Source organism: Schauerella aestuarii, assembly GCF_009866805.1.
Taxonomy (GTDB): Bacteria; Pseudomonadota; Gammaproteobacteria; order Burkholderiales; family Burkholderiaceae_B; genus Schauerella; species Schauerella aestuarii.
In genome coordinates, this window is the sequence record NZ_SIZW01000040.1 from 637,783 (window position 1) to 650,563 (window position 12,781).

The following is a 12,781-nucleotide window of genomic DNA, read 5'->3' on the forward strand; positions in this document are numbered from 1 at the left end:
AGGGCGAACATCCACAGGCCTATGGGACAAGCGCCCGACGACGCCTGACATGGTCGTCGCCGATCACGTCGACGGCAATCGCCAGTCAGCCGCCACTGAATTGAAAAGGACCGCATCGAAAGATGGGGTCCTTTTCATTTGTGCCCCGCGATGCTGGCCTCACCTCAAGCCGCCGTTGCCGCGGCCGCCATCCGCAGCCGGTCGCCTCGGATCTTCCAGTACCAAAGATGCAGCAGCAGGGCCGAGAGGCCCAATCCCACCATTGCCATGAGCCACATCGTGCCTGCGCCTTCCGGCGCATTGGGCACCAGCAGATTCCGGAAGCCGTCGATCGATCCGCGGCCCGAGCCGAAGCCTAGCCACCAGCCGCCCATCAGTCCCACTACCGACAACGCCACAACCTGCAAAATCAACGGGATGAACGCGACTTTGTACGCACGCAGCAGGTAGGAGTTGATGCACTGCATGGCGTCGAACAAATGGAACAGCGGGATGACCTGCATCAACGTGGCCGCCACGGCTGCGACCTGAAGATCGTTGGTGTAGAGCGCCAGAATCCAGGGCCGACCGGCGAGCAGTACGCACGACGTGAGCAGCGCGCCGACGAGTCCGACGGTCAGCCCCGCCATCCCCATTCGATGCGCCATCGCCAGATCCCGTGCGCCCAATGCTTGCGCTGCGGCAGCCGAGGTGGCCACACCCAGCGCCATCGGCATCATGTAGCACAGCGCTGCCAGATTGGACATGATCTGATGGCCGCCCGTGACCAGGGTGCCTTCGCGCGCTACCAGCAGTGCCATGAACGTAAAGGCGCAGACCTCCACGAGATACGAGGCGCCCATCGGCACGCCCAGCTTGAGCAGTTCCTTTTGCGCCGTCCAGCTCGGTCGTCCGATGCGCAGGTCGAAGCGTTTGAAGTGCGGATCGTGCCGCAAGATCAAGAGGCCTGCGCCCAACGAGAGCCACGACACGATGGCGGTCGCCAAGCCAGCACCGCTCGCGCCCATGGCCGGCAATCCGAATTGACCGTAAATCAGCAGCCAGTTGAAGAACAACTTGAGCGCCACGCCGCCCAGGCTGATCAGCATCACCGGCTTGGGACGAGAGATGGCGTTACCCAGCGAGTAGATGGTGCGGAATATCAGCGCGGCCGGAATCGCCAGCGTAAGCGCGCGCAGGTAGCCGGCGATCTGGTCGCGCACGGCGGGGTCGACGTTGCCCGAAAACGAAAGCCAGAAATCCGGGATCATCATGAACGCCGCGCCGATCACGGCCAGCCCGAGCGCCAACCATACGCCTTGTCCCCACATCCGGCCCACGGCGCGGTCATCGCCGGCGCCATACAACTGGGCCAGGATGGGAATCAGGGCATGCACCACACCCATCAGCCCGACGAAAATGGTGATGTAAATCGACGCCGACAAGGCCATCGCTGCCAGATCCACGGCGCTCGAGTGGCCCGTCATGGCGGTATCCATCACGCCGAATGCGATGCCGGCCCACTGGCTGATGAGCACCGGCCACGCTTGCCGCACGATGCGGGCGAGGGCCTGCGGAAAGGTACTGGCGCCAACGCGCGCGGGAGCGATCATGGCGTGCGAACGCGCAGCAGCCTGTACCATTCGTGCCGATCGGCGCGCCGACCGCCTTCCCACAACACATCCGCACCGTCGCGATAGGCATTGGTGCCGTCGCGCAGGTTATTGCGGGTGGTCTGCTGGAGGACGATGGTGCAGCGCGTGTCGTACGAAAAATTGAGGTTGTTGAACACCAGGAACGAGGCACGTTGCCCGCTGCCCAATCCCAGGCCGCGCATGCATTCGTTGGGACGGACGTTGGCGGCGATGGCCGCCGCGAGCTCGCCCGACACCGTGCGGTAGCTGCGAGCGTAGTCCACGGCCGGTTGCCACAACAGCACCAGCAAGATCCACGTGGCTGCCAGGCCACCTGCGGACAGCACCGTGCCGCGCCACAGCGCGAGCGGCTTGGTGCGCAGGCGCCAGGTCACCAGCGCCACCCAGAAGGCCGAAACGATCAGGCCCAGAATGACGGCGATCCAGGATATCTCGGGCACATAACCTGTGGTCTGGCGTGCAATATTGGCGGCGATGCGAGGCGGCACGCCAAAGTGCAGCGCAACCCATCCCAGCCAGGCCGTGACCACCGTCAGCGAGAACACCATGACGGCGAACCAATCCAGCGTGTTGACGGCCGCGCGGCGCAACGTGGGCAATGCAAAGGTGGCCAGCACGGCGCAGGGTACGACGAGTCCCATGTAATCGTCTTCGCCAGGTTCGTCGATCACGAAAAGCACGACGAGCACCGAGAACAACATGGCCGCCGGCAACGACACGTGCGGCGAGCGCCACCAGGCGCGCCAACGCCAGATCGCCACGAGCGCCAACGGCCAGGTGGGCCAGAGGAACCACGAAAGATCGCGCAGCGAACGGAACCATCCGGGTATGTCGGGCCAGCTGAATACCGACGCCGACCACAGCTTCCAGTTGCGCACCCAGTATTCGCTGGCATTGCCGGCCGGAATCCACCACGCCAGGATTAATCCCACGGTAAGCAGGGCGGCAAGCGGCAACCAGCGGCGTTGTGGCCAGAGACCGCCTTGCGGATGGAAGGCGACTAGGGTGGCGATCATCACGGGCAGCAGGCCGGGCCAGCCACGAGCGAAAAAACTGGCGGCCAATGCGATGCCCAAGGTGACGGCGCCCGAGATGGGGCGGTCGAGCATGCGGGCGCAACCGTAAAACACGAGCGCGTGGCAGGCCATGATGGCTGGCACATCGGACGATTCGTGCATCCGCTGCAGGATGCCGACCGTGGCGATCAGCAGCAGCAGGGCGCCATCGGCCAGCATGCGACCGTAATCACGCACCGAGGGTTCGCCGCCGAAGGGCAGGGCCAGAGGTTGCGCTTCAGCGCGACGTCCCAAAAGGTAGGTGCCGTACCAGATCGCCGCGGCCGCCAGCCCGAACCACAGGAGATTGGGCAGCCGCCCAGCGGTGATGTCGCCCAATAGGGGCCCGAACAGCCACATCGATGCCCCGCCGATCCACGTGATCAACGGGCCGTCTTGAGCGTAGGCCAGGTGCCCAACCTGCGGCAACAACCACGTGGTGCCGCCTTCGCGGATGGCCGTCAACATCGTCGCCAACCCCACCACGTCGTCGGTCTTCCACGGATCGCGCATGAACAGGCCGGCGACGATGTAGGCCAGACCGATGATCAACAACGCCAGACGCGGCAACTTGGCGGTGGCGGGAGAAGTCAGACGCGCGGGAGTGGTTTGCGTGAGCGTGGACACGAAGCTACTTTAGCCGACGAGCGGCGGCGAGAGAAAAAAAAGCAGCCTGAGTCAGGCTGCTTCTGGAACGCTCGACGCGTTTGGTGCCGCTGTAAAGTGCAAGGCACTTCGGGCTGCGTCGGAACGCGCGAGCGTTTAGCCGGTTCGGATTAGGAACCCGACTTGACCGTGCCTTGCGTACGGGCGAAACGGGCGCGGAATTTCTCGACACGGCCGGTTTCGACGATACGGGTTTGCGCGCCGGTGTAGAAGGGGTGCGATTCGGAAGTCACGTCGCACTTGAACAGCGGGTACGACTTGCCATCGATGTCGATGGTTTCGCGGCTGTGCAGGGTCGAGCGGCTGAGGAATTTGTTGCCGGTTTGCTGGTCCAGAAACACGACGTCGCGGTATTCGGGGTGAATGCCTGCTTTCATGGCTGTAGAGTCCTAAGAGTAATAACGGGTCGCCAGCAGGTTCGATCAGTGTGCCTACACACCGGTTGGCCTGCAACGTATCCAGAAAGTAACCTCGCATTCTAGCATGGGTAGGCCGAATGAGAAGGCAGAGCGCGGGTGTTGTCGGGCAGGCGCAACGCCGGATACGTTCAGTGGCCCGGTTTAACGCAACACCGAAGCATTCGCGCCACGCCCTGGCGCCTGCGCACTCACGTCAAGCACCCACAGCACGCATTCAAGGCACTCACTCACGGCCAGGTCCTCATATCTGCCCGAGCTCGGCCATCGATATCGCCTGCCCGGACGCCACGATCAGGTGATCGACCAGCCGGATGTCCACCAGCGCCAGCGCATCGCGCAGATGGCGCGTGAAGGCGCGGTCGGCCTGGCTGGCCTGGGCAGCGCCCGAGGGATGGTTATGCGCGATGATCAATGCGCCCGCGTGGTGACTGAGGGCGTCCCGAACCACTTCTCGCGGGTAGACGCAGGCCTGCCCCAGGGTGCCGCGGGCCAGTTCCCGGCAGGCGATCAGCCGCAATTGCATGTCCAGATAGAGCGCGATGCAGTGCTCGACCGACCGGTGGCCGAGAATGGTCATGCAGTAATCCTTCACACGCTGGGGGTGATCGAAGGCATCGGGGCGCACCAGGTCTTCCTCGAGCGTGCGACGGGCGAGCTCCAGCACCGCCAGCAGTTGGCAGCCTTTGGCCTGGCCGATGCCGTGGGTGGCGATGAGATCGTCGGGTGAGGCCCCGAACAGCCCGCGCAGGCTGCCGAAGCGCTCCAGCAGCACGCGGCCGAGCTGCACCGCATCGCAGCCGGGCTGGCCCGTGCGCAGCACCACGGCCAGTAATTCGGGGTCGGTCAGGACGCCGGCGCCGTGGCGAATCAGCCTTTCGCGAGGGCGTTCTCCAGAAGAGGGATGGGTAAGCATGGACTAAGGCCTTAAAATAGCGTTTTTAGCTAGTCTCTACGGTGACACCTCGTGAGTGCCCCTACTGAAGCCGCGAACGTTTTAGTCCGTCCGGATTCCTACCTGACGCTGCATTACCGCATCACCCTTGACTCGGGTCCCGCCGCTGGATCGGTGTTTACCGACACCTTCGACGGCCGTCCGGGCACGCTGCAAATGGGCAGCGGTCAATGGGCGCCCGGCATGGAAGCCGCCTTGGTGGGGCATGCCGAAGGCAGCCGCGCCACGCTCAACCTGACGCCGGCCGAGGCCTACGGCGATCGCAATCCCGAGCTGCTGCAGAATGTCAGCCGCCGCATGCTGGCCGAACATGCCGGCGCGGATGCGACCTTCGAGCCGGGCGATCTGGTCGAGTTCACCGCACCCAACGGCGGACGCTACTCGGGTGTGCTCAAGTCGTGGGAGGGCGATGCGGCCCTGTTCGACTTCAATCATCCGCTGGCCGGCACTGCGCTGCGCGTGGATGTCGCCATTCTTGGAGTGTTGTGATGACCCAACGCCAATCCGCTGAAGGCGCCGAAGTACTGCTGGCGCAACCGCGTGGGTTTTGCGCGGGCGTGGATCGGGCGATCGATATCGTCGAGCGCGCGCTCGAACTGCACGGTGCGCCGATCTACGTGCGTCATGAAATCGTCCACAACCGTTATGTGGTCGAGGACTTGCGCAACAAGGGTGCGATTTTCATCGACGAACTCGACGAGGCCCCCAAGGGCGCGATCGTGGTGTTTTCGGCCCATGGGGTATCCAAACTCGTGCGCAGTGAAGCCGAATCGCGCGGCTTGCGCGTATTCGACGCCACGTGCCCGCTGGTCACGAAAGTGCACATCGAAGTGGCGCGCATGCGCGCGGCCGGCCGCGAGATCATCATGATCGGCCACAAGGGCCATCCCGAAGTGGAAGGCACGCTGGGCCAGGCCGAGGGGGGCGGCATCTATCTGGTCGAAACGGTGGCCGACGTCGAGGCGTTGCAGGTCAATACGCCAGACAACCTCGCTTTCGTCACCCAGACCACGTTGTCGGTGGACGATGCCCGCGACGTGTCCGATGCGCTCAAGCGCCGCTTTCCCACGATTGCGGAGCCGAAGAAAAGCGACATCTGTTATGCCACGCAAAACCGGCAGGATGCCGTCAAGGTGTTGGCGCCGGAATGCGACCTGGTGCTGGTGGTGGGAAGCGTCAATAGCTCCAACTCCAATCGCTTGCGCGAAGTCGCCGAACGCAAGGGTACGGCGTCGTATCTGATCGATGGGGCCGATTCGATCAAGCCCGAGTGGCTCGAAGGCCGCCAGCGTATCGGCATTTCAGCCGGCGCCTCGGCGCCCGAGATCCTGGTCGATCAGGTCATTCAGCGTTTGCGCGATCTGGGCGCAGTATCGGTACGCAAGATGCCGGGCCTGGAAGAAAACGTGGTGTTTCCGTTGCCCAAGGAATTGTCACGCAAAACGGTGAGCATCGAGTCGCTGGAATAAGACAAAAGAGCGGATTCAACCGCTCGATCATGGCGCTCGCGGCTCGATCGACGCGTGCACCATGCGCTTTACTCAAACCGGAGGAGACCCCGTTTCATGCAGCTATACAGTTATTTCCGTAGCTCGGCCGCTTACCGTGTGCGCATCGCCCTCAACTTGAAGGGCTTGCCGTACGACTACGTGCCGGTGCATCTGCTCAAGGATGGCGGGCAGCAACGTGGCGAGTCGTACGTCACGCTCAATCCGCAGGGCCTGGTGCCTACTTTCGTCGACGACGAACTGATCATCGGCCAGTCGCTGGCCACGATCGAGTATCTCGACGAAACGCATCCCGAGCCATCGTTGTTGCCGGGGTCGCCCGCCGACCGGGCGCGCATTCGCGATATGGCCCTGATGGTGGCGTGCGACATTCACCCCATCAACAATCTGCGCATCCTCAAGTATCTGAAGCACACGCTGCAGGTTGACGATGATGCGAAAGATGCCTGGTACCGCCATTGGACGGAAGAGGGCTTGCGTGCGCTCGAGTCGCGGGTGGCGAACGATCGCGGCACCGGTGCATATTGCCACGGCGATGTGCCCACGTTGGCCGACATTTGCCTGGTGCCGCAAATGGCAAACGCACGCCGCTTCAATTGCGATCTGAGTGGGATGCCGACGCTGGTGCGTATCGACGAGGCATGCCGCGCATTGCCCGCGTTCGAGAAAGCGGCGCCGCAGAATCAGCCGGACGCTGAGTAAGCAGGAAGCCGCCATCCGCCCCGTCACATCGGATCTCAGTCCGATCTGCGGGGCGTCTTATCCAGGGTGAGCGTTCTGCTTTGACGCCACGCTGGCGCATGCGTCTTCAGTTTGCCATTAGCCCCAGTTGCTCGATCAGCACCTTGTCTTTCACGAACGTCGCTTCCGCCCACTGCTTGTATTCTTCGCTGCCCTTGTAGGCGGGTTCCTGATTTAGCTGCTTCATGACCTCCATGCTCGCCGGGTCGAACAGGGCTTTCTTGAACGCGTCGTGCAGCACTTTGACCACGGCCGGGTCCATGCCTTTGGGACCCGCGAGGCCATAGGGCGACACCGATACGACCTTGTAGCCCAGCTCCTTGGCCGTGGGCACATCGGGCCAGCGCGTCGTGCGGTTCTCACCGAAAGTCACCAGCAGGCGCATCTTGCCGGCATCCACGAACTGATCCCAGCCGGTGGCATCGCTCTGCGCCATCACATGGCCACCGAGCAGCGCCTGCTGCATGTCGGCATTGCCGCGATAGGGCACGTGATTGAGTTTGACGCCGGCGTTGATCGCGATCTCTTCAATCAACAAGTGCGGCGACGAGCCCACACCGGTAGAGCCATAGTCGATCTTGCCCGGCGACTGGCGGGCCGCTTCGATGTATTCGTTGAAGGTTTTGTAGGGCGAATCGGCGCGCACGGTAAAGCCGAAGGTATAGCCGGACAGCCCCAGGATGAACGTGAAGTCATCGATGGGATGCCAGTTGGTTTTTTGCATGTACGGCATCCGCAACATGCCCAGCGGATACAGGCTGACGGTGTAGCCGTCGGGCCGCGCCGTCTTGGCCATCGTGGCCGGGCCGAGCGTACCGCCGGCGCCCGGGCGGTTTTCCACCACGACCGGTTGTCCGAGATACTTCGACGCATCCTGCGCCACGATGCGCAGATGCCGGTCCGTTGAGCCACCGGCGGGGAAGGGCACGATCAGCGTGACGGGCTTGCTGGGAAACGCGGCTTCGGCATGTGCAGCCAAAGGCAGTGCGGTGCTGAACACGGCAGCCAGGCTCAAGCCTAGACAAGCGCGGCGGGAAATGGAACGGGGCATGGATGTCTCCTTCGGTGTCTTTGTTTTTGTGTGTGTGTGTTGGTTGTGATGCTTGCGTACTCTTTTCGGCACGTGTTGCGGTCGAGCGTTGATACGATGTTCTACTGCGGTGTTTGGTTTGAGGCTTCGGCACGGCGTGACCGCCTAATCCGTTGCGTGTCGTTTGCTGAGATCACTTGGTCAATGAATGACTTGGTCGATGAATCACCTGGTCAGTCGGTCACTTGATCAATGAATCATCTGGTTGATGAGCCGGTCAATTGGTCAATGTCACCTCGGTCAATGTCACCTTCACAGGCAACCGATCCAAGGTGTCCTTGATTTGCGCCTTCAGCGCCGGTGGCAATCCGCTGTCGATCTCCAGGCCCACGTCAGGCTGGGCATCAGGCAGCACGCGGAAAGCATCCGTGGCGACCACACCCAGGCCTGCCTGATCGATGGCTTGCTGCGCCAGCGTGGCCACAGTGTGGGCCGTGGCCAGGCGCCGCAGATCGGGCTTATAGATCTTGCCCACATTGGTCATCGGCATCTCATCGATCACAATCACGCGTTTGGGTCGCGCGGGTGCTTCATCCACGCGCTGGGCCACGTGAGCCAGCAAGGCGTCTTCGGTGACCTGCGCGTCGTCCATGAGGGTGACGAACGCCATCGGCAGTTCGCCGGCGTAGGCATCCGGTGCACCCACGGCTGCGCACATGCGGATCGCCGGGTGCGAGGCAAGGGCGTCCTCAATCGTTTTGGGATCGATGTTGTGGCCGCCGCGAATGATCAGATCCTTGGCACGCCCCTGCAGATTCAAGCGGCCTTCGGCATCCAGAAAGCCGACGTCGCCCGTAATCAACCAACCGTCGTCGGTAAAGGCGCGCTGCGTGTCGTCGGGATCCATGAAGCCCGCAAACACATTGGGCGATTTGAACAGCACCATGCCGGCTTGGCCTGGCGGCAGGTCGCGCGCGGGCTGGCCGCCCGCCACATCGAGCTCGACGATGCGCATGCGCGCATAAGGCAGCGGAAAGCCCACGCAGTTGACCGGTCCGATCACGTTGGGCGGCGTGATGGACGAGATCCCCGCCATCTCCGTCATGCCCAGACTCTCGTGCACATGCAGGCCGAACAGCCGCTCGAATCGCGCGGCAAGCTCGGCCGGTAGCGGCGCCGCGCCTGTGCGGCAATAGCGCAATGACGAAATATCGGCGCCGTTCAAGGGCACCTCGGCGAGCGCCGCCAGCACCGTGGGCACGCCCATCAACGTGGTCGCGCGATATTTCTCGACCAGCCGCCAATAGTTGCGCACCACGTCGCGGTTGCGCAGGAGCGCAGGGGTGGGGATGACGATGTTGGCGCCGGCCGATAGCGATGCAAGCGAAGCCGGCAAGACGCCGGCCACGTGAAAGAGCGGGTAGCCATTGATCACCGTATCGGTGGGCCCGGCGCCCTGCAATTGCACGGCGGCCCAGGCGGTGAACACCTGATTGCCATGCGTGTGGATGGCCAGCTTTGGCGCGCCCGTGGTGCCACCGGTGTGAAAGTACGCAGCGATATCGTCGGGGGCGATGACGCGGTCGCTGATCAGCGCATCGTCGGGCTGTTCAAGACGGGCCAGGTCGAAATTCAGTGTGTAGGCCGGCAGGGCGGGCCGGGCCTGGATGGGCTCGTCGTGCGGTGCCACGCGCAGCACCCACTGCAACGTGGGCACGAGCGCCCGCAGCCGCTGCGCCTTGCTCCAGATACCGGATTCCGCATCCGATCCGTAGGCGATCAGAATGCGCGCCTGGGCCGTATTCATCAGGGATGCCAGCTTTTCCTCGCTCAGCAGCGGGTTGAGCGGCTGCACGATACCCACGGCTTGCGTGCCCCAGTGCGCGAGGTGGTAATCCAGACAGCCCGGCAGCATCGCCGCGACCGTGTCGCGTGCGCCGATGCCCAGCGTATGCAACAGGTTGGCCGTTTGGTGAATGCCGGCAAGCAGCTCGCGATAGCTCCATCGCAGCGGTTCGTCGGCAGGATCGGCGGTGCGCATGAACGTCAGCGCCGTTTTGTCGCCAAACGCATGCGCCGCATTGCGAAACAAGGCATAGGTGCTGCGTGCGGTCACCGTTTCGGCAAGCGGCCGCGCTTCCAGCAGCCGCACATCCGCGGCGGTGCGCACGGGCAACAGTGCCGCGAAGGGCGGGTCGAAGGGGGCCGGCGTTGACACGGCCTGTTGGGGCTTCATCGTGGCCTCCATGGCGTCAATTCTGGCCCAGCGCCACGTAGCGTTCGAGGTGAAAATCTTCGTCGCCCAGTTGATGGTCGATCATCACCAAACGCTTGGCATAGTGTGCCAGCGGCAGCTCCCACGTCATGCCGATGCCGCCATGCAGCTGGATGCACTCCTCGGCCACCAGGATGCCCACGCGGCCGATCGTGTACTTGGCCGCCGAAAGGGCGCGTTCGCGCGTGCGGCGGTCCTGATCATCAAGCGCTGCCGCGGCATTGATGACGGCCGAGCGGGCCTGTTCGATCTCAAGCAGCACATCCGCCATGCGATGCTGCAGGGCCTGGAAGCTGCCGATGGGCATGCCGAACTGCTTGCGCGTGCGCAGGTACTCGAGCGTGGCGTCGCGCGCCGCGTCCATGGCGCCCACGGCTTCGGCGCACAGGGCCACGATGCCGCGGCCCACGGCATGTTCGATGGTGGCATAGCCTTCATCCACGCGGCCGAGCAGGGCGCCGGCAGGGACGCGGACGTCGTTCAGCGTAAGTTCCGCTGCCCGGCCGCCGTCGATGAGCGCGAAGCCGCGGCGCTGCACGCCGGCCGCGTCGGCGGGGATCACGAACAAAGAGATGCCGTGTTCATCGTCGACGTCGCCCAAGGTGCGGGCCGACACCACAAACACATCGGCGCGCTCGCCTTGCGCGACCACTGCCTTGGCGCCGTCGATGATCCACTGCTCGCCTTCGCGGCGGGCCTGGGTGGCGACGCGTGCCAGTTCATAAAACGACTCGGGTTCGCCGTGCGCGAACGCGGCAATGCGCTCGCCGGAAACGATGTCGGCGAGGATCGCGTGATTATCGGACGTGGCCGGTGCCGCCGATGCCGATGCAGACGATGCCGATGCAGATGATGGTGACGCGGCAGGGTGCGACGCGTGCGCGATCGCACTGCCCGCCATCAGTGCGCCGAGGAACGGCTCGACGGCCAGGCCGCGCCCCAAGGCTTCAAACACCACGGAGATGTCGAAACCGGCGCCGCCAAAGCCGCCATCGGTCTCGGTGAACAGCGCGCCGATCGCGCCCAGCTCAGCGTAACGCGCCCAGTGTTCGCTGGAGAAACCTTCGGCCGAATGCGCGTGTTTATCGCGCACCGGAAAACTGTATTGATCGGCCACGAAACGCTGCAGCATGTCCGACAGCATGCGGCGGTCTTCGGTATGTTCGAAATTCATGATGTTGCCCTCACAGTCCCAAGATCATCTTCGAGATGATGTTCTTCTGGATTTCGTTGGAACCGCCGAAGATCGACAGCTTGCGATTGTTGAAGTACTGGGCGGCTGCGCTTTCCGCGCCCTCAGGTCCGATCCGCTCGCTTGTGGCGGCAGCGGCGGTGCCGGTGGCGTCCACATTGATGCCGGCTTCCAGCCCGCGCGATGGCACGTCGTCGCCGCCGTCCGCCAGGGCAAGTTCAGCCACGGCGCGTTCAACGGGTGCCGCGCTTTCAAGCTCGGCTTCGGCCACGAACGCCTGCGCGTAAGGACCCATCGCCCGACGATTGAGGGCCGAGATTTCCTGGCGGATCTGCGTGCCGCGAATCTTGAGCATCGAACTTTCCGCACCTGGCGCACCGCCACCGGCGGCGGCTGCGATCACGCGCAGATTGGTCGTGCGCATGTTTTCAAGCTCGATTTCCACGCGGGCAAGGCGCGCGGCGAAAGCGGGGTCGCGATCAAGCGCGCGGCCATTCTTGCGCTGACGCGCCGCCACAGCTTTCAAGCGATTCAACGCCGCGGTCGACTGTCCCACACCTGCGATATTCGTGCGTTCGTAGGTCAGCAAATACTTGGCGTACGTCCAGCCGCGGTTTTCCTCGCCCACCAGGTTCTCAACCGGCACGCGCACGTCCGAGAAGAACACCTCGTTCACTTCGTGCGCGCCGTCCAGCGTGATGATCGGGCGCACTTCAACGCCCGGCGTGTTCATGTCGATCAGCAGGAAGCTGATGCCTTCCTGGCGACGGCCTTCGTTGGACGTGCGCACCAGGCAGAAAATCATATTGGCGTACTGGCCAAGCGTGGTCCACGTTTTTTGCCCATTCACCACGTAATGATCGCCATCGCGCACGGCCTGTGTTTTCACTGCCGCCAGGTCCGATCCCGCGCCCGGTTCCGAATAACCCTGGCACCACCAATCGGAGCCGTCCAAAATCCGCGGCAACCAATAGCGTTTCTGTGCCTCGTTGCCGTATTTGATCAGTACCGGTGCGAGCATGCTCAACCCGAACGGCACAAGGCGGGGGCCGCCGGCCAGGGCCGATTCGTTCTCGAAAATGAAACGCTCGACCGTGGTCCAGCCGGTGCCACCGTATTCTTCTGGCCAATGCGCGGCCAGCCAGCCCTGTTTATTCAGGATGGCATGCCACTCGGCCATATCGTCGCGCGTCAGCGGACGGCCGCCGTGCACCTTGCTTGAAATGCGCTCAGGTAACTGATCGCGCAAGAACGTGCGCACCTGCGTGCGAAACGCCTCTTCTTCCTGGGTAAACGTCAGATCCATGAC

The 12,781-nt window shown here is 63.5% G+C and carries 11 protein-coding genes; 3 read left to right on the forward strand and 8 right to left on the reverse strand.

The genetic code is table 11. The annotated features are described in order from the left end of the window. Positions 1-164 precede the first annotated feature (164 nt). The 4 genes from EYW45_RS09805 to radC all read right to left on the reverse strand — a co-directional run bounded on the left by EYW45_RS09805 (position 165) and on the right by radC (position 4,687). Positions 165-1,592: an MATE family efflux transporter gene (locus EYW45_RS09805; RefSeq protein WP_161135164.1), complete on the reverse strand. Its 1,428-nt coding sequence runs from the start codon at positions 1,590-1,592 to the stop codon at positions 165-167. Next, positions 1,589-3,316 carry an ArnT family glycosyltransferase gene (locus EYW45_RS09810; protein WP_161135165.1) on the reverse strand — a complete coding sequence of 576 codons (1,728 nt, stop codon included), beginning with the start codon at positions 3,314-3,316 and terminating at the stop codon, positions 1,589-1,591. The genes EYW45_RS09805 and EYW45_RS09810 overlap by 4 nt, the downstream gene beginning before the upstream one ends. A gap of 149 nt (positions 3,317-3,465) precedes the next feature. Beyond that, the gene (locus tag EYW45_RS09815) at positions 3,466-3,732 is read right to left on the reverse strand and encodes a type B 50S ribosomal protein L31 (RefSeq protein WP_161135166.1); all 267 of its coding nucleotides are present in this window, start codon (positions 3,730-3,732) and stop codon (positions 3,466-3,468) included. Between the two features lie 283 nt (positions 3,733-4,015). Continuing rightward, on the reverse strand, positions 4,016-4,687 hold the full coding sequence (gene radC, locus EYW45_RS09820; RefSeq protein WP_161135167.1) for a RadC family protein: 672 nt from the start codon (positions 4,685-4,687) through the stop codon (positions 4,016-4,018). 51 nt (positions 4,688-4,738) lie between these two features. Between radC and EYW45_RS09825 the strand changes: the two genes are divergently transcribed. The 3 genes from EYW45_RS09825 to maiA all read left to right on the forward strand — a co-directional run bounded on the left by EYW45_RS09825 (position 4,739) and on the right by maiA (position 6,936). Continuing rightward, complete coding sequence (locus EYW45_RS09825) at positions 4,739-5,215, forward strand: FKBP-type peptidyl-prolyl cis-trans isomerase (protein ID WP_161135168.1); 477 nt, start codon at positions 4,739-4,741, stop codon at positions 5,213-5,215. Then, positions 5,215-6,195 (forward strand): 4-hydroxy-3-methylbut-2-enyl diphosphate reductase, encoded by a 981-nt coding sequence (ispH, locus tag EYW45_RS09830; RefSeq protein ID WP_161135169.1) that lies wholly within the window; start codon positions 5,215-5,217, stop codon positions 6,193-6,195. Before EYW45_RS09825 ends, ispH begins: the two co-directional genes overlap by 1 nt. Positions 6,196-6,291: 96 nt before the next feature. After that, positions 6,292-6,936, forward strand: coding sequence for a maleylacetoacetate isomerase (gene maiA, locus EYW45_RS09835; protein ID WP_161135170.1), 645 nt, complete (start codon positions 6,292-6,294; stop codon positions 6,934-6,936). A 106-nt stretch (positions 6,937-7,042) separates the two neighbouring features. Here maiA and EYW45_RS09840 read toward each other — a convergent pair whose 3' ends face one another. The 4 genes from EYW45_RS09840 to EYW45_RS09855 form a co-directional block, all read right to left on the reverse strand. Further along, the gene (locus EYW45_RS09840) at positions 7,043-8,026 is read right to left on the reverse strand and encodes a tripartite tricarboxylate transporter substrate binding protein (protein ID WP_161135171.1); all 984 of its coding nucleotides are present in this window, start codon (positions 8,024-8,026) and stop codon (positions 7,043-7,045) included. Between the two features lie 256 nt (positions 8,027-8,282). Next, positions 8,283-10,241, reverse strand: a complete 1,959-nt coding sequence (locus EYW45_RS09845; protein WP_161135172.1) for an acyl-CoA synthetase — start codon at positions 10,239-10,241, stop codon at positions 8,283-8,285. A gap of 16 nt (positions 10,242-10,257) precedes the next feature. Continuing rightward, positions 10,258-11,454 (reverse strand): acyl-CoA dehydrogenase family protein, encoded by a 1,197-nt coding sequence (locus EYW45_RS09850; RefSeq protein WP_161135173.1) that lies wholly within the window; start codon positions 11,452-11,454, stop codon positions 10,258-10,260. A gap of 10 nt (positions 11,455-11,464) precedes the next feature. After that, positions 11,465-12,778, reverse strand: coding sequence for an acyl-CoA dehydrogenase family protein (locus EYW45_RS09855; RefSeq protein ID WP_161135174.1), 1,314 nt, complete (start codon positions 12,776-12,778; stop codon positions 11,465-11,467). Positions 12,779-12,781: the final 3 nt, after the last annotated feature.

Excerpts from the sequence above, each read along its gene's own strand:
- radC (WP_161135167.1), bottom strand. The coding sequence starts at position 4,687 with ATGCTTACCCATCCCTCTTCTGGAGAACGCCCTCGCGAAAGGCTGATT.
- EYW45_RS09845 (WP_161135172.1), bottom strand. The coding sequence starts at position 10,241 with ATGAAGCCCCAACAGGCCGTGTCAACGCCGGCCCCCTTCGACCCGCCC.
- maiA (WP_161135170.1), top strand. The coding sequence starts at position 6,292 with ATGCAGCTATACAGTTATTTCCGTAGCTCGGCCGCTTACCGTGTGCGC.
- EYW45_RS09850 (WP_161135173.1), bottom strand. The coding sequence starts at position 11,454 with ATGAATTTCGAACATACCGAAGACCGCCGCATGCTGTCGGACATGCTG.
- EYW45_RS09805 (WP_161135164.1), bottom strand. The coding sequence starts at position 1,592 with ATGATCGCTCCCGCGCGCGTTGGCGCCAGTACCTTTCCGCAGGCCCTC.
- ispH (WP_161135169.1), top strand. The coding sequence starts at position 5,215 with ATGACCCAACGCCAATCCGCTGAAGGCGCCGAAGTACTGCTGGCGCAA.
- EYW45_RS09855 (WP_161135174.1), bottom strand. The coding sequence starts at position 12,778 with ATGGATCTGACGTTTACCCAGGAAGAAGAGGCGTTTCGCACGCAGGTG.
- EYW45_RS09815 (WP_161135166.1), bottom strand. The coding sequence starts at position 3,732 with ATGAAAGCAGGCATTCACCCCGAATACCGCGACGTCGTGTTTCTGGAC.
- EYW45_RS09840 (WP_161135171.1), bottom strand. The coding sequence starts at position 8,026 with ATGCCCCGTTCCATTTCCCGCCGCGCTTGTCTAGGCTTGAGCCTGGCT.